11 protein-coding genes and 2 pseudogenes are annotated in these 16,112 nt (G+C 70.3%); 6 read left to right on the forward strand and 7 right to left on the reverse strand.

The genetic code is table 11. The features are described 5' to 3' along the window. Nucleotides 1-180, forward strand: a pseudogene (locus KUM32_RS19620) (carboxymuconolactone decarboxylase family protein); the annotation flags it as partial. A gap of 338 nt (nucleotides 181-518) precedes the next feature. Here the strand turns inward: KUM32_RS19620 and bla are convergent. Next, on the reverse strand, nucleotides 519-1,466 hold the full coding sequence (gene bla / locus KUM32_RS19625) for a class A beta-lactamase (RefSeq protein WP_308408682.1): 948 nt from the start codon (nucleotides 1,464-1,466) through the stop codon (nucleotides 519-521). A gap of 747 nt (nucleotides 1,467-2,213) precedes the next feature. Here bla and KUM32_RS19630 point away from each other — a divergent pair. Together KUM32_RS19630 and KUM32_RS19635 are read left to right on the forward strand one after the other, a co-directional pair. Next, nucleotides 2,214-2,531 (forward strand): hypothetical protein, encoded by a 318-nt coding sequence (locus KUM32_RS19630; protein WP_217143234.1) that lies wholly within the window; start codon nucleotides 2,214-2,216, stop codon nucleotides 2,529-2,531. Nucleotides 2,532-2,689: 158 nt separating this feature from the next. After that, nucleotides 2,690-3,277, forward strand: coding sequence for a sigma-70 family RNA polymerase sigma factor (locus KUM32_RS19635; RefSeq protein WP_217143235.1), 588 nt, complete (start codon nucleotides 2,690-2,692; stop codon nucleotides 3,275-3,277). Between the two features lie 54 nt (nucleotides 3,278-3,331). Here the strand turns inward: KUM32_RS19635 and KUM32_RS44995 are convergent, their stop codons facing one another. From KUM32_RS44995 to KUM32_RS19665, 6 genes and pseudogenes are all read right to left on the reverse strand, one after another. Next, the gene (locus KUM32_RS44995) at nucleotides 3,332-4,621 is read right to left on the reverse strand and encodes a glycosyltransferase (RefSeq protein ID WP_217143236.1); all 1,290 of its coding nucleotides are present in this window, start codon (nucleotides 4,619-4,621) and stop codon (nucleotides 3,332-3,334) included. 440 nt (nucleotides 4,622-5,061) lie between these two features. Continuing rightward, entirely contained in the window at nucleotides 5,062-5,805 is a 744-nt protein-coding gene (locus tag KUM32_RS19645) for a hypothetical protein (RefSeq protein WP_217143237.1), read from the reverse strand. Next, the gene (locus KUM32_RS19650) at nucleotides 5,802-6,404 is read right to left on the reverse strand and encodes a hypothetical protein (protein ID WP_217143238.1); all 603 of its coding nucleotides are present in this window, start codon (nucleotides 6,402-6,404) and stop codon (nucleotides 5,802-5,804) included. Before KUM32_RS19650 ends, KUM32_RS19645 begins: the two co-directional genes overlap by 4 nt. A gap of 438 nt (nucleotides 6,405-6,842) precedes the next feature. Continuing rightward, nucleotides 6,843-7,280: pseudogene (locus tag KUM32_RS19655) on the reverse strand (ABC transporter permease); the annotation flags it as partial. A gap of 507 nt (nucleotides 7,281-7,787) precedes the next feature. Next, the gene (locus KUM32_RS19660) at nucleotides 7,788-10,349 is read right to left on the reverse strand and encodes an ABC transporter permease (protein ID WP_217143239.1); all 2,562 of its coding nucleotides are present in this window, start codon (nucleotides 10,347-10,349) and stop codon (nucleotides 7,788-7,790) included. Beyond that, nucleotides 10,346-11,134 carry an ABC transporter ATP-binding protein gene (locus tag KUM32_RS19665; RefSeq protein WP_217143240.1) on the reverse strand — a complete coding sequence of 263 codons (789 nt, stop codon included), beginning with the start codon at nucleotides 11,132-11,134 and terminating at the stop codon, nucleotides 10,346-10,348. Before KUM32_RS19665 ends, KUM32_RS19660 begins: the two co-directional genes overlap by 4 nt. A 229-nt stretch (nucleotides 11,135-11,363) precedes the next feature. Here KUM32_RS19665 and KUM32_RS19670 point away from each other — a divergent pair, with 229 nt between their 5' ends. The 3 genes from KUM32_RS19670 (at nucleotide 11,364) to KUM32_RS19680 (ending at nucleotide 16,004) form a co-directional block, all read left to right on the forward strand. After that, nucleotides 11,364-12,278: a TIGR03619 family F420-dependent LLM class oxidoreductase gene (locus KUM32_RS19670; protein ID WP_217143241.1), complete on the forward strand. Its 915-nt coding sequence runs from the start codon at nucleotides 11,364-11,366 to the stop codon at nucleotides 12,276-12,278. Between the two features lie 634 nt (nucleotides 12,279-12,912). After that, nucleotides 12,913-14,532 (forward strand): penicillin-binding transpeptidase domain-containing protein, encoded by a 1,620-nt coding sequence (locus tag KUM32_RS19675; protein WP_217143242.1) that lies wholly within the window; start codon nucleotides 12,913-12,915, stop codon nucleotides 14,530-14,532. Then, nucleotides 14,529-16,004: a penicillin-binding protein 2 gene (locus KUM32_RS19680; RefSeq protein WP_217143243.1), complete on the forward strand. Its 1,476-nt coding sequence runs from the start codon at nucleotides 14,529-14,531 to the stop codon at nucleotides 16,002-16,004. The genes KUM32_RS19675 and KUM32_RS19680 overlap by 4 nt, the downstream gene beginning before the upstream one ends. Nucleotides 16,005-16,112: the final 108 nt, after the last annotated feature.

Genomic DNA, 16,112 nt, shown 5'->3' on the forward strand with positions numbered 1-16,112 from the left:
GAAGCAGTGGCACAGGTCGGCGTGGTCAGCGACACCAACTGGAAGACCGCCCAGCAAGCCGGATGGACCGACACCGAACTCGCCGAACTACCCCTCCACATCGCCCTCAACACCTACACCAACACCTTCAACCGCTGGGCCAACACCGAACTCGACTTCCCCACCGTCCCCAACGTCTGAACCCACCACCACACACGACCCCAACAAACCACCACACACGTAACGCCGGTCCGCGGCATCCGACCAGGATCCCGCGGACCGGCGTTCCCACGCGGCGATCCTCCCGCGTGTCAGGCGGTTCGGCGCGTGCTGAGCCCTCGCGCTCCGCAACCTTGGGGGACACCGGCCGGGCAGCGCACCGATTCGCCGCACATCTCAGCCACCGGTGGGCCAAAGCATCCGCTCAGTATGAACTTCAGTCGCTTCGGCCGCTGTGTGGCCACGTTCACCCACGCTGACCTGGGCAGACGCCCGTAAGCGCAGCAGCGACCGAATCACCCGGCCCGCTTCGGTCGCTGTCAGCCCAGGTGCTTGGCGACCACCCTCGCCGCCTCGGCGAGCAGCGGTTCGTCCGCCGGGGCCTCGGGGTCGTCCTTGGTGGACAGGACGGTGATCACGATGGGCTCCTCACCGGGAGGCCAGGCGAGTCCGGCGTCGTTTGTGGTGCCGTACTCCCCGGTGCCGGTCTTTTCCGCGACCCGCCAGTCGCCGGGCAGACCGGCACGCAAGCGCTTGGCGCCCGTGGTGTTCGCGAGCAGCCAACCCGTCAGACGCGTCCGGTCGGCGCGCCGCAGGGCGTCACCGAGGGTGGCCCTGGCGTACGTCTTACCGAGGGCCAGCGGCGTGCTGGTGTCCGTGACCCGGCCGGGCTCGGCGGAGTTGAGGTCGGGCTCCCAGCGGTCCAGACGGGTGACCATGTCACCGAGGGAGCGACAGAACCGGGTGACTGCGGTGGGACCGCCGAGTTCCTTGAGCAGCAGGTTGGTCGCGGCGTTGTCGCTGTGGGTGATGGACACCGCGCACAGCTCCTCCACCGTCATGCCGTGCTCGAGATTCTCGGGCAGACCGGTGACAGGGGCGTAACCGGACCGGGTGGTGTCCTCCGCGGTGTAACGGATGGTCTTGCTGAGGAACTTGCCGTTGGCGTTCAAGTCCCGCAGCACCGCGGCGACGGCGAGCGTCTTGAACGTGGAGGCCATGGGGAAGCGTTCCCCGGCACGGTGCAGGATGGTCCGGTCCGTCGCCGTGTCCCAGGCGAACACGCCCAGCCTGGCCGAGTGCTGCCGTTCCAGCTGGCGCAGTTCCCGGACGGCCGACCCCAGCCCGCGGGCAGGCGTGGCGGGGACGGGGTGGGCCTCGGCCTCCGTGGGCCGTGCGACGAAAGCCACCCCCGAGAGCGCCACTCCGGCGGTGGTGAGAGCGAGGAAGGAACGCCGGCCGGTCAGGGCTTCCTTTGGGGATCGCACGTGTGTGAGTCCTTTCTGAGTTCCGCAGCCATGTCCGGTGCCGGAACTGGCGTACGGCAGTTCATGCCTGCGCGCATGTGAGCGGTGGACGCCAGGGTGGACACCGTCCTGTAAGGAACTACGACCGGGCAGGTCCTCAAGTTCGGTGCCCTTCCCCTATTTCCCCTGTCGCCGAGGACGGCGGCCCGTCCCCGAAGCGCTGGGGTGCGTACCGCTTCGCTTCGGCTTGGAGAGTACGGGGGGGCGAAGGCCTCTGCCGGGACGCTCCGGACAGCCCCCGTACCGGCCTTCGCACGCAGCGCTCTCGACCGGTTCCCCGACGGCCGGCTCATCTGGATCTGCGCGCGCGTGCGCTGCGGCTCGGGCTCCGGGACAGCCAGTGTGGTGCCGGCGACCTGCAGGAGGTGGTGACGGCCTGGCACCGGGCACTGCGGGCTGGCCCGTCCTGTCCGGGAGGCGCCGCCGGACACTGGAGATCCTGCACCGGACGGAAGCGACACGCCGCAGTGGTGTCCCCGGCGCGGGCGGTGACGGCGGCAAGCAAGGCAAGAGGCGACGTCGGAAACGGGTGGTGTCCCCGGCGCGGGCGGTGACGGCCGTGGTCCCCCGTGTGGGGCGGCACACGGCTCGGCCGCCGCCAAAAACGTCCGGGAAACACCGGGCATGGAGGACGCCGAACAGGGCAGGATGGGAAGTGGTCACCCGACTGTCGCTGCGGGTGCGTCCTGTCCGATTCTGGAGGCCCCCGTGGACTGCGAGCAGGCATGTCCCGCCCTCGCCGCCCGTCTGTTCGGTTCACTGGAAGAACCCGAGCGCACCGCGGTCGACGACCACATGCGCGGCTGCGCTTTCTGCCGTGAGCAGTACGAGCAGCTCGGCGAGGTGCTGCCGCTGCTCGACCTGGTCGCGATGTACGCGCCGTCGGACCCCGAGCCCCGGGTCCCGGCCGACACCGAGTGCTCCCGTGCCAGCGAGTCCGGCCCCGTGCCGACGGCTGGCACGTGTTCGCCGGGACATATCACTGTGGCCCGCCGTGGGGTCCGCCCCGGCCGACCCCACCGGTAGGCGCCTTCCCGCTGTCGCGGCCCGGTCGCCGTGCCCACAACCTCAGGTTCGTTCTAAGAATCCTTCAAGGCATCTGTCGCAGCGTAAGTCTGCCCTGTCGTGTCGATCGCGGCCGGGCACGCCACGGAAAGCCGAGATGAAGGAACGGACGCCACGCAATGAGGCGGACCACGACCTCCGCGCAAGCGGACACACCCGTCCCGGGTGACTCAGGTCACCAGCACCAGGTCGCGGACAACGATCAGTTCGTTCGGGACCTCTACCAACGCCACGCGAGCATGCTGAGACGGTATGCCGCAAAGCTGCTGGGAGGGGACTGGCACCATGCCGAGGACATCCTCCAGGATGCCTTCGCACGTGCCTGGAAACACACCGACTCCTTCGGCGGCGACGTCGACCAGGCTCGGCCGTGGTTGTTCACGGTGGTGCGCAACCTGGTAATCGACAGCCACCGGGCCCGCCGGATTAGACCACCCGAGAACCAGCTGCCCGACCGTCCGCTCGCCGCTCTCGGTGACGAGACCGAGCGGATCCTCACGTCCCACGTCCTGCTGGAGGTACTGAACACGCTCACGGAGCAGCAGCGTGAGGTGATCACCTTGCTCTACTTCCGGGGCCACACCGTCACCCAGGCGGCGGAGGTCCTCGGTATCCCGCCCGGCACGGTGAAGTCGCGCACCTTCTACACGATGCGCCTGCTGCGCCGGGAACTGCAGGAGCGAGGGGTGCTGCACGCGGGGGAGTGATAGCTGCCGCGCCGTCCCGGCTCCGTGTCCTCACGGAGCCGGGACGGCTGCGTTTCAGCAGTGGGTGAGGACCACTTGCTCGATCAGGTCAGCCGCCCGCGGGCCAGCCTGCACCGCGGCGTACTGCTTGGCCAGCTCGGCGGCCCGCTCGCGGTGCGCCGAACCGGCCAGCACCGTGTGCACCGCCCTGCGGATCGCGGCCGGGTCCGGCTTGCCCGTGCGCAGGTCGATCCCTGCCCCCGAGTAGGCGACACGGGCGGCCACCTCAGGCTTTTCCTCACTGCCCGCCGCGACGACCAGCGGCACACCGTGGCGCAGCGCCTCGTTGACCCCGCCGAAACCACCGTTGGTCACCATGACGTCGACGTGCGGCAGGAACCGGCTGTACGGCAGGTACGGGGCGACGTAGGCATTGTCCGGGAGACCGGAGGGCAGCACACGTCGCGCGGTGTCGTCGCCCAGCGTGGCGACCACCACGACGTCCTGCCCCGCCAGACTCCGCAGGGTCGGAAGCAGCAGGTCGTCCAGTTCGGTGTTGGCCACTGTGCCCTGAGTGACGTGCACGATAGGCCGGTTCGCCGCGCGCACCTCCTCCCACCACGCGGGCATGGGCCGCGGATCGGTCACGTCGTCGTCGAGGGAACCGATGAAGTGGACATACGGCGGCAGATCGCTGCGCGGATACTCCAGCTCCGCGACCCCGCTCTGCAGGTGCAGATGAGGGGAGATACCCGCACCCATCACGTCCTCACGGGCCGGAGGGAGGGCCGTCTGCACGCGCAGGGCGTCGCGGTAGGCGACCACGTCGCGCATCACCACACGGTTGAAGACGAACCCCAGAGCGGCGTTACGCAGCCGTCCGGGCACGCTGGAGCTGGGCGGGAGCGCGGAGCCGAACGGGGCGGTGTCCCTGCTGGGTAGCGTCAGTGGGGTCGAGCCCACGCTGATCCAAGGCAGTCCGACCAGTTCACCCAGCTGCCGGGCCGCACCGAAACCGGGGTCGCACAGCAGCACGTCGGTCGGCCTGCGGGCCCTGAGCAGGCGCAGTTCCTCGACCTGCTCGGCCACCGGGTCCATGAACAGGTGCTTCAAGTCCCACTTCATCCGCTTGAGCCCTTTGAGGGCGGCCCGCTCGGGATACCGCTCGTCCAGGTCACCGGCCAGCCGGTCCAGGTGAGGGCTCATCGGCTCAAACACGGCGCCGGTCGCGGCCACCTGGCCGGCGTACCGTTCCGAGGTGTACCACCTGACGCTATGTCGGCGCCGGACCAGCTCACGGACGATGGGTTGGAGGGAAACGACATGTCCGGTCGCCGGAAACGTGCCCACGATGATGTCTGCCACGCCCCGCTCTACGGCGAGTGGTGCCGAAGGGTTCACCGCGGCCACCCCGGTGTCCTCCCTCGCGCTGACCGTGCGGGAACGAGGGCGCGATGCCGCAAGGCACTGTTCCGCGCAGAACGCGGGACCCCCATCGGTCCGGCTCCGGCACGGAACAGCGGCGCGGTGAGCGGTGACCGCGCACAGAGCCGCGGCGCACGGGTCGGCTCTTGCCACACTGCACTACGGCCCGGCATACGAAGCGGTTCACCGGCCGGCGGAGTAAATCACCGGGGGACCAAGAAAGACGGCCGGGCGGGGGGACCGTCCCCCGCCCGGCCGTCGGCTCGTCGGGACCGCTCGGCGCTACCTGCCGGCTGCCACCACTGCGGCCCTCCTCCGGTGACCGGGCACGATCTCCCTCGGTTCGTCCTGCGGTGATGGCGCCGCACGGGGCGGGGTGCTCAGGAAGCGGTCCTGATCGCGGCCGTCAGCACCAGCCCTCCGATGTATCCGACGTTGTAGTAGCGGAGTATGGGCTGGCCCGGCAGGCGGTGGGCCGCCGTCAGGGTCCCCAGGGCGACAGCCGCGACGACGTACAGGTCGATGCCGATCTGCTCGAACGCCAGGTTGGCGGCGATACCCGCGGCGACGAAGGCGGCGTTGAGCACCAGCAGGACGTTGTCCATGCGGGTGAGCGGAGCCATCGCCGGCACGTGCAACTGGGCCAGGACGATACTGGCGTTCAGCAGGATGAAGCCGCCGAAGAAGAGGTAGTGCGAGAACTCGCTGTCGTTGAAGTCGATGATCCGGCAGGCGGCGCCCGACCCGTTCAGGCAGAAACGCGAGTTGAGGTAGTTGGTGATCTCGTGCATGCCGTAGCTGCACGCGTACAGGTAGGCGGCGAGCGCGAACACCGGTCCGTGTGGGGTGAATCGGGTGAACCTGCCCGGTCCGGCGCCGGTCAGGTGGGTGATGATCGCGTAGTACAGCAACACCGTGACCATGCCGAGGACCATGTTGTTCAGGTCCGTCCAGCGCAGAAACTCGTTCGGTGCGACGAAGGACAGCGTCAGCTCGGTGCGGCGATTCACGCTGAGCAGGACCAGCGTCAGCGACACGGCCGTCAGCAGCAAGTGCAGAGTCCGGTACGGCGTGACGGGCGAGGTCTGGGTGGGGACCGCGGCGGGGTGTGCTGGCGCGCTCACTGGACCGGCGCGGAGGGCAGGAAGACCGTCCACAGCATGCGACTGGTGTGGCGGCCGGGCAGCACGGGAAGCGCACAGGCGCTGGCCTTGTCGGAGGTCAGAACGGTCACATCGGCCCGGTCGCCGCGGACCGCCGCGACGGCCTCGTCGTCGTGGCCCACGTTGCTGACGACGAACGACGGGAAATGCTCAGCCAAGAGGCGGGCGGCCACTGTGGACAGGCCCGCCGGGACGGCTACCCGAGGGGCTTCGAAGTCCAACGGGACGTCGCCGACCAGGACGTACGGGGTGCTGTGCAAGAACGCCGAGGAGAACCGCAGGTTCGTGTCCTCGTAGAACGTAGCGATGTCCGGATGGCCGTTGGAAACGAGTAGATGGCTGGCCGTACCGTCCAGTACGTTGCGCGCCGCCGCCTCGTACGAGGGGAACAACTGGACGCGAGGCAGCCCTCCGTGGCCGCGTTCGCACCACAGGAATTCGGCGGCGCGTGCGTTCGCTGACCCGGTGCGTCCGGCGGTGGCGATTGCGTCTATCGGGGTCTTGGCCCGGGGCCCGACGTCTATCCACCGGGTCTCGGTGAACTGTCCCGGATCGGTCATCGTGCGTTCCTCCGCTGTGCCTTGTCGGCCGGTTCCCGGACACCCGCCGATCTCCGGAAGCGGAGAGACCGGCGGGCGTCCGTCTTCCCCTCGACGCGCGACGGCAACCAGCGGCGCGGAGGGGGGCACCCGTTGGAACGCCCAACGGCCGCGTTCGGTTCACTGCGGGTGCCCCGCGTCAGGACGAGGGGTGTCGTGGACGCGGTCACCGCGCCGGGTGGCACGGCGTCGCTGGGCGGCGGGACGGGGGTGGGGTGGCTGCCGTCCCGGTGGGAACCACACCCGGCCTCCTCGCCTGGCCCCGGCCGACTGTCCGCCGCTGATCGTCCGCTCTTCATGGCCCTCCGGGGGAAGGGCGCCGGAAGGCGCCCCGTGCCCCGGAGTCGGGCGGCGGCGTGTGAGCGGGAGGCGTGGGTCCCGCCACCGCTCAGCGGGCGTCTATCCGGCGTGCAGCGCCAGGGTGGGGGAGAGCCTGGCCGCCCGGACGGCCGGGTACAGCCCGGCCACGGCGCCGATCACGGTTGTCGCGCCCAGCCCGCCCGTGACCGCCCAGACCGGCATGACCCACGGCATGTTCATCACCAGTGCGTACGTCCGGGTTGCGCTCAGCCCGAGCAGCAGTCCCACCACGCCGCCCAGCCCGGACAGCAGTACGGGCTCGGTCAGGAACTGGACGCGGATCTGACCGCGGGTACCACCCAGGGAGCGGCGCAGCCCGATCTCGTGCCGACGTTCCAGCACCGAGATGATCATCGTGTTGGCCACGCCGACCCCGTCCACCAGCAGGGCCACCGCGCCCAGGCCCAGGAGCAGTCCCGAGAACGCGCTCTCGGACGCCGCTTTGGCGGCCAGCGCGTCGGAGGGGTTGGAGACTCGTGGCGCGCGGCCGGGTGCCGCCGGGTGTCAGACCGCACTGGGCGTGCTGGAGCACCGGACGCCACACGGGCCCGCGCGGGCTGGGTGTCCGGGCGTGATCCGGACGGGGACATCGCTGCTTCCCGGGGCACCGCTCCATGGGGCGGAGCCGTCCTGACCGCGGTCCGTGCCGTCCGCGCGCGGGTCCGGGGGCCTCGCGGTGGACGCGCACCGGTCGGCCCGGACGCGACGTCGGCGGTGGGTGAGCGCCTGGCGTACCTCCTGCCGGAGGACGCCAGGGCCGGCCGTCACCCTTGGAGGCCCTGGCTGCCGTGGTCGGCTCCCGAGCGGAGGACCCGTTCCCGGTGCGGGTGGCGTGACGTGCGGGCCTGCGGCACGTCTGGCCGATGGCCCGTCCGTCCGGCGCGGTGTTCCCCGGAGGGCACCCGCGCCGGAAGCGCCGGCCCGAACACCGGTCCTCGTGGTGACGGACCCGTGCCGGGCCGGGCTGCGGCGAGCGGCCGGCCCTCAGGAGCCGGAGGCGATGGCGGCCAGGACGTTCGTCCGCGCGGCCCGGAACGCCGGAGCGAGGGCCGCGAGCAGGCCCACGAAGGCCGAGGCGACGAAGACCGTCAGGATCGTCGGCCACGGGATTTCCAGGGTGTCCAGACCCTCCAGGGACAGCAGGCGCTGCGCGGCGACGCCCCAGGCCAGGCCCAGGCCCAGGCCCAGCGCCGCGCCGAACAGCGCGATGACCACCGACTCCAGCTGGATCATGCGCCGCACTTGCTTGCGCGAGACGCCGATGGCCCGCAGCAGACCGATCTCCCTCCTGCGCTCGACCACCGACAGTGCCAGGGTGTTCACCACGCCCAGCACCGCGACGACGATCGCGAGCGCCAGCAGGCCGTAAACGATGTTCAGCAGTTGGCTGACCTCGTTGCGCAGGGTCTCCTTGAAGTCGGCCGTGCTCTGCACCGTGTACTGCGGATAGGGCGCGAGCGCCTTCTCGAACGCCGCGTAGGCCTCCTTCTCCTGGCCGTCTACGGCTTCGGCGTACATCACGGTGCTCAGCGGAAGCCGGTCCTCCTTCACGTATTTGCGTGCCGTGGCGAGGGCCAGGTAGACCGCGTCCTTCTCAGTGCTCGACTCGTCGGAGGTGATGGCCGCCACGGTGATGCGGCCGCTCGTGCCCCCGATGAAGGCGATGCGCAGCGGGTCCCCGACCTTCAGGCCGTGCTCACGGGCGTACGTCTCGCTGACCGACGCCTTGTCGAGGGTGTACGCGGCGTCCAGGTCACCGGAGGCCGTGTCGACGAGGAGGTCCTGGGTGAAGGTCGGGTCGGCCGCGATGACCAGCCCGCGCCGCGGAGCGCCGTCGCCGGTGTCGACGTCGGCGCCCAGGACGCGGTAGTCGGTGAGGTGCTCGATGTGCTCGGCCCGTGCCAGGGCGCGCTGTGCCTGGGGAAGCAGCGGTTGACCCGAGTCAGCACTGATCATCAGGTCACCGCGGACCGACTTGTCGAGGATGGCGGTGGCCGACGCCACCATGGAAGAACCCACCACGGACAGGCACGCCACCAGCGCCAAGCCGATCATCAGGGCCGCTCCGGTGGCGCCGGTGCGGCGCGGATTGCGCAGTGCGTTGCGCTCGGCCAGCCGGCCCACGGGCCCGAACCAGCGCAGCAGGACCGTGCTCAGGGCCCGCACGATCACACCGGCCAACAGCGGTCCCACGACGATGAGGCCGACCAGGGTCAGCAGCACGCCCAGGCCGAGCAGCCCGGCCGCCGTGGAGGTCTCCCCGGCCTGCCAGGCCGCTGTCAGGACGCCGAGTCCGATGACGGACAGGACCGCGCCGATGACCGCCCGGATCCGTCCGGTCCGTCCCTCCGCGGGCGCCTCGCTGTCGTGCAGAGCGGCGATGGGGGAGATCTTGCCGGCGCGCCGGGCGGGCACGTACGCCGACAGGACGGTGACGACGATGCCGAGTCCGATGCTCAGGGCGGGCGTGGTCCAGGCGATGGTCAGGTCCTGCGTCGATGCCTCGACCCCGGCGGCACCCGTGAATGACATGAGGGCGACTGCCAGGCCGATGCCCGTGGCGAGGCCCGCCACAGACCCGGACAGGCCGAGCAGGACGGCCTCGGTCAGCACTGAGCGGTTGATCTGGCGGCGGTTGGATCCGATGGCCCGCAACAGGCCGATCTCCCGGGTGCGCTGGGCGACCAGCATGGAAAAGGTGTTGACGATGAGGAACGTCCCGACGAGAAACGCCACGCCCGCGAACCCGAGCATCGCGTAGGTCAGGGCCTGGAGGGAGGAGGCCATCGTGTGGCCGTCCCGTTCGGCGGCCTCGTCCGCCGTGAGCAGCTGGGACGATGCCGGCACCGCGGCCGTGACCGACTTCTTGAGCTGGGTGTCGCTCACACCGGCCCGTGCCGTGACGTAGACGTGGGTGAAGGCGTCCCGCTGGCCGAGGAGGCGCTGCTGGGCGGCGCCGGTGTCGAAGCGGACGACGCCGGTGCCGGGACTGGCCACCTTGAAGGAGGCGATGCCGGCAACGCGCGCGGTGAAGTCTCCGGGAAGTGCGACGACCGAGATCTCGTCGCCGACCTTCAACCCGTGCTCGTTGGCGGTCTCGGCGTCGAGCAGCAGTTCGGAGCCGCCGCGCGGCGCGCGGCCGGAGGTGATGTCCAAGGAGCGCTGGTCGTTCTTTGTCCAGCTGCCGGCGAACGTGCCCGTGTTGCCGGGGGCGTCGATGCGCTCGCCGCCGGCGACGAGTGTCACCCGGATGTCGGCCACCGCCCCTTCGGCGGAGGCGGCGCCGGATGCCCCGGCGGCGGCGTCCACGACGCCGGCGGGCAGGGTGGCTGGCCGGTCCGCGGCCGCGGCGTCCTCGTCGTCGGGCAGGACGGTGACGTTGGGCGAGGTGACCGCGAACAGCCGGTCGAAGGTGGTGTTCATCGTGTCGGTGAACACCAGCGTGCCGGAGACGAAGGCGACGGACAGCAGCACCGCCACCGCCGACAGGACCATGCGGCCCTTGTGCGCGAGGAAGGTGCGTACGGAGGTGCGGAGTACGGTCACGATGTCCGCCCGCGTGCGTCGAAGGCCTTCATGCGGTTTAGGACGGCGTCCGCGGTGGGGCTTTCCATCCCGTCCACGATGCGGCCGTCGGCCAGGTAGATCACACGGTCTGCGTAGGAGGCGGCGACCGGGTCGTGGGTGACCATCACGATGGTCTGCCCCAGGTCGTCGACGGAGGTTCGCAGGAAGCCGAGGATCTCCGCGCCCGCCCGCGAGTCCAGGTTCCCGGTCGGTTCGTCACCGAAGACGATGTCGGGCTGGGACGCGAGGGCGCGCGCGACGGCTACCCGCTGCTGCTGGCCGCCGGAGAGCTGTCGGGGCCGGTGCTCCAGGCGTTCCCCGAGGCCGACGGTCGCGATGATCCGGTCCAGCCAGGCCGGGTCGGGTTGGCGGCCCGCGATGTCCATGGGCAGGGTGATGTTCTCTCGCGCGCTCAGTGTCGGCAGGAGGTTGAAGGCCTGGAAGACAAATCCGATCCGGTCCCGGCGCAGCTGGGTGAGGTCCTTGTCCTTCAGGCCGGTGATCTCCGTGCCGCCGAGCTCGATGCGGCCGCTGGTGACGGTGTCCAGGCCGGCGAGGCAGTGCAGCAGCGTGGACTTCCCGGAGCCGGAGGGTCCCATGATGGCCGTGAACTGTCCCCGCATGATGTCCACGTCGATGTGGTCCAGTGCGAGCACCTGGGTCTCTCCGGCACCGTATGCCTTGACGATCTGCCGCCCTCGTGCAGCGACGGCGGAGGCCTCCCCTGTCTCCGTGGGCGGTGTGGAGCTGACAGCCGTGTTCACGTGAATCCCCTCGATCGGATGCGGGACGGCAGGTGCATGGTGTGCGTCCGGGCGGTTGGCTGGCCACCTGGCCCCACCGTCGTCGGTGCTGGAACGGCCGCAGACAGGTGGTGGTTCACCCGCTGTCACCAAAACCGGGTTTCGTAGGTGAACCGGATGTGCCCGCATCGCCGTACAAGCGGCAACACCCGGGCACCGACCGGGACCGACTGCTGCAAAGGTGTACACAATGCGTATTGGGCTGGCCCTGCCGAACTACGGCCGCGACGCCGGGTTGCGGGCCATGGTGGAGGTGAGCCGCAGCGCGGAGGACATGGGCTACGACTCGTTGTGGACCGGGGACCGGTTGCTGGCGCCCCTTGCGCCGCAAGATGCCTATCCGGGTGGCGGTGTCATGCCGTCCGCCTACCGTCTGCACATGGATCCGCTGGTCTCGCTCGCGTTCGCCACGGCACACACCAACCGGGTGAGGATCGGTACCAGCACCCTCAACGCGTTGTGGCAGCCGCCGCTGGTGTTGGCTCGTCAACTCACCACTCTCGACGTCCTCAGCGGCGGCCGGCTCGACATCGGTATCGGACTGGGGTGGTTGCGTGACGAGTACCAGTCAGTGAATGTGCCCTGGAAGGGCCGGGGCGCCCGGTTGGAGGAGACGCTCGATCTGCTGGAGACGTACTGGACCGCCGAGGTCATGGCTCACGAAGGGAACCTCTTCGAGGTGCCGCCGGCCACGGTGGATCTACGGCCGGTGCAGCGGCCACGTCCGCCCGTCCTGCTGGCTGCCTTCAGCTCCGAGGGGCTGCGACGGGTCGCCAGGCGTGCGGACGGCTGGCTCCCGGTGGCCATGCCGCTCGACGTCCTGATGAACCTGTGGGGCATCGTCGAGCGTGAAGCCCGTGACGCCGGACGCGACCCGGCCGCCCTGCGCATGGCTCTGCGTGTGAACCTCCAGCTCACCGATGAGCCGGTCACGCAGGAGGAGGTGCCCTTCCGCGGCACCTTCCAGCAGTACGTCGACTACGCGCGGGCCGCGGCCGAGGCCGGGGTGCACGAGTTGTTCCTCGACCCCGGGCAGACTCATCTGTCGCTGGCTGAACGTATCGACCTCGCCGGACGCTTCCTCGAGGGCGTTCGGCGCGGCTGAGGTCCGCCGCGCGAGGGATGATCGAACCGGTTGCCGCGGCACCACGTAGTCATGAGTGCGGAGCCGTGAAGCATGGGTTGGACGCCGTGGTGCGCACGGCTCCGCACCCCCCTGGCGGGCGGACGGTGTGTGGGCCGTGCCGCCGCAGCCGTCGCGACGGCGGATGCTCGGGGCCTGCCGTCCGCTGTCCGGTCATCCGGACCCTCCGGGCGGGCACCGACTACGGCTACGGCGACGGTGTCGTCACGTGCGGGTGCCGCCATGACCAGTCCGGCCGGGATCGTGTCTCTGTTTTCGCCGAGTCGGGTGAACTGAGTGGCTCTGCCATTCGTTGTAGCAACTGGTGGCCGTCGCCTCGCCGCTTCAGGGGCGGCGGCCCGCACAGATCGAAGAGAAGCGAATGCACAGGAAGTTAGGCCCCGCTGTCTGCCGCGACTGACCGGAACGCTGCCGTGACGGCGGGATGAATGCCGCCGTGTCGTGGGCCTTCTTCTTCCGGTCAGCGTTCCCTGTGTGCTGTCGCAAGCGGTGAACCGCACTCGTTGTCGGCCCGTTTCCGGCCCGCTTGCCATTCACCTTCCGTCGGGCGGAGGCGTTCAGCGCACCCGAGTGCCGACTTCACCGAGGACAAGAAATGACGCAAACCCACCACGCAGGCTTCCCGGCTCGCCGTCGCGGCAGGAAGGGCCGCGTCGCGCTGGCCACCGGCCTGGTCCTCGCGCTCGCCGTCGGGGCCGCCTACGCCACCGAGCTGGGGCCTTTCGGCGGCACCGACGGTCCCGACCCGGCGGCCGTCGACACCGCGCGGGACTTCCTGAACGACTGGGCGGCGGGCCGGACGGAGCGGGCGGGAGCGCTGACCTCCCAGCCTGAGGAGGCCGACCGCATCCTGCGCAGCTTCACCGAAGGGCTCGAGATCAGCAAGCCGGCCTTCACGCCGGGCGAACCGGTACTGCGCGAGGACGGCTCGGTACAGGTGCCGTTCACCGCGAAGATGCCGGTCACCGGGCTGGGCACCTGGACGTACCGTTCCGCCCTTCCCGTCAGCCAGGCCTCCGACGGTGACTGGACCGTGGACTGGGCCCTCTCCCTGGTCCACCCCAAGCTCAGCGACACCGAGAAGTTCCGCCTGGAGCGCGAGGAGATATCGGCGGACTTCGAGGACCGGGCCGGCAACAGGTTGCGTACCGCGACCCACCCCAGCCTCGCGCCCGTCCTGACTGAGCTGGCCGGCCGGGCCGGCGGCGGTGCCCGCGGGGAGATCCAGCGGGTCAGCCGTTCCACCGGAGCGGTCACCGCCACGGAGGCCAGCTTTGGTTCCTCCTCCGCAGCCCCGCCCGACGAACCGGTGCGGACCACGCTCGACGCCACCTGGCAGTCCGCCGCCGAGAAGGCGTTGTCCAAGGCGGGCGGCAAGAGCGCCGCCCTGGTCGCGCTGCGCATCGATAACGGCGAGATCCTCGCTGTGGCCAACTCACCCGCCTCCGGCTTCAACCGCGCCGTCTCCGGCACCTACGCGCCCGGCTCCACCTTCAAGGTGGTCACCACCGCCGCCCTGCTCATGAAGGACGCCGTGCAGCCCGATCAGGTCGTGGACTGCCCCCAGTACCTCACCGTCGGCAAGCGGTTCCAGAACGTGGAGAAGTCCGAGCACCCCGGCGCCACCTTCCGCGAGGACTTCGCCGAGTCCTGCAACACCGCCTTCATCGGCCTGCGGGGCAAGCTGTCCGACGCCGAGCTGAAGGACGTCGCCGACACGTACTTCGGCATGGGACAGGAGTGGAGCACCGGCGTCTCCTCCTTCGACGGTTCCGTTCCCGTACCGAAGGACGAGACGGAGAAGGCCGCAGCGATGATCGGCCAGGGCAAGGTGCTCGCCAACCCGCTGGTCATGGCGTCGGTGACGGCGACCGCCGTCTCCGGCACCTTCCACCAGCCCAAGCTGGTGCCGGACGCCGAGGACCGCACCAAGACCACCGACCTGCCCGCGGGGACCGTTACCCAGCTGCGCGAGCTGATGCGCCGCACTGTCACCGACGGCACCGCCTCCATGCTGGCTGACCTGCCCGGCGAGGTGGGTGCCAAGACCGGTACCGCCGAGGTCAACGCCACGGATCCCAACAACGGGTGGCTCGTGGCCCACCGGGGCAACGTCGCTGTCGCCTGCGTCGTCGAGCAGGGTGTCACCGGCGGCAGGTCCGCCGGGCCCGTCATCCGGGACCTGCTCTCCACCGTCCCTGGCGACCCGGCGTGAACCGGCCGATCCTGCGCAGCGCCATCGTGTGCGGCCTGTTGGTCGCCTCCCTCATGGGCCGGGCGCACTGGCTGCAGTTCGTCGACGCGGCGGAGCTGCAGAGCGACGAGGAGAACCGGCGCCTGCGGATCGAGGCCTTCTCCCAGCCGCGCGGTGACATCATCGTCGGCGGCAAGGCCATCACCGGCTCACAGGAGACGGCCAGCGGGGACCTGCGCTACAAGCGGTCCTACCAGGACGGCGCCCTGTACGCCCCCGTCACCGGCTACTTCTCGCAGGCGCATGGCGCCACCTTCCTGGAGGGGGTCGAGGACGACCTGCTCGACGGCACCGATCCGCGGCTTCGCAGCTCGCCCACGGACTGGCTCATCGGCCAGCGGCAGCGCGGGGCCGACATCGTCACCACCGTCGACCCCGCCGCGCAGCGGGCCGCCTACGAGGGGTTGACCGCACTCGACGACGCCAGGGGAGCGGTCGTCGCCCTGGAGCCGTCCACCGGCCGCGTGCTGGCCCTTGCCAGTGCCCCGTCCTACGATCCCGCTGAGTTCGCCGGTGCCACCTTCGCCGAAGGTGACGTCTTCGAGCGCCTCGACAATGCCCCTGGCAAGCCTTTGGTCAACCGTGCACTGCGCGAGACGTACCCGCCCGGATCCACGTTCAAGATCCTCACCGCCGCGGCCGCGCTTGAACACGGCGTCCTCGAAGACATCGACACCCGGTCGGACGCGCCGTCCCCCTACCGGATGCCGCTCAGCTCGAGCACCATCGGCAGTGTCGTGCCCGACGAGCAGTGCGAGGACGTGTCGATGAAGACCGCCCTGCAGTGGTCCTGCAATAACGTCTTCCTCGACGCGGCCCTCGAAACGGGTCCGGAGAAGATGCGCGAGACGGCCGAGAAGTTCGGCTTCAACGCCGAGCAGTTCCTGCCCGTGCGCGCCGGTGCCAGTCTCTATCCCCGGCAACCGGACCAACCGCAGACCGCGCTGAGCGGCATGGGGCAGGGCAGCGTCACCAGCACGCCGTTGCAGATGGCGATGGTGGCCGCGGGCATCGCCAACGACGGAAGGGTCATGAAGCCGCACCTCGTCGACGAGATCCGTGCCTCGGACCTGACGGTGATCGACAAGACGGAGCCCGAGGTACTCTCCGAGGCCGTCTCCGCCGACACGGCCGCTCAGGTGCGGCAGGCCATGGAGTTCACGGTGACGGACGGCACGGGCTCCCCGGCCCGCATCGACGGCGTCACCGTCGGAGGCAAGCCGGGGACCGCCCAGCACGGTGCCGACGTCCGTGACGAACGCCCCTACGCCTGGTTCGTCGCTTACGCCGACGGCCCGGACGGCGAACCGGCCGTCGCCGTCGCGGTGTTCGTCGACCCGACGGAGATGTCCGTCTCCCGCGAGGACATCGCGGGCGGGCGGCTGGCGGGTCCGATCGCCAAGTCGGTGATGGAAGCCGTGCTGAAACGCTAGCTTAGCTAGGGGGGTGTCGTTTGGATCATGCCGGGGCCGGGGCCGGGGCCGGGGCCGGGGGCTGGTGCGCACGTCTGCGGCGTTGTCTTTGGGTGACAGGGCTCCTCC

This window comes from Streptomyces sp. AC627_RSS907, from assembly GCF_019049165.1.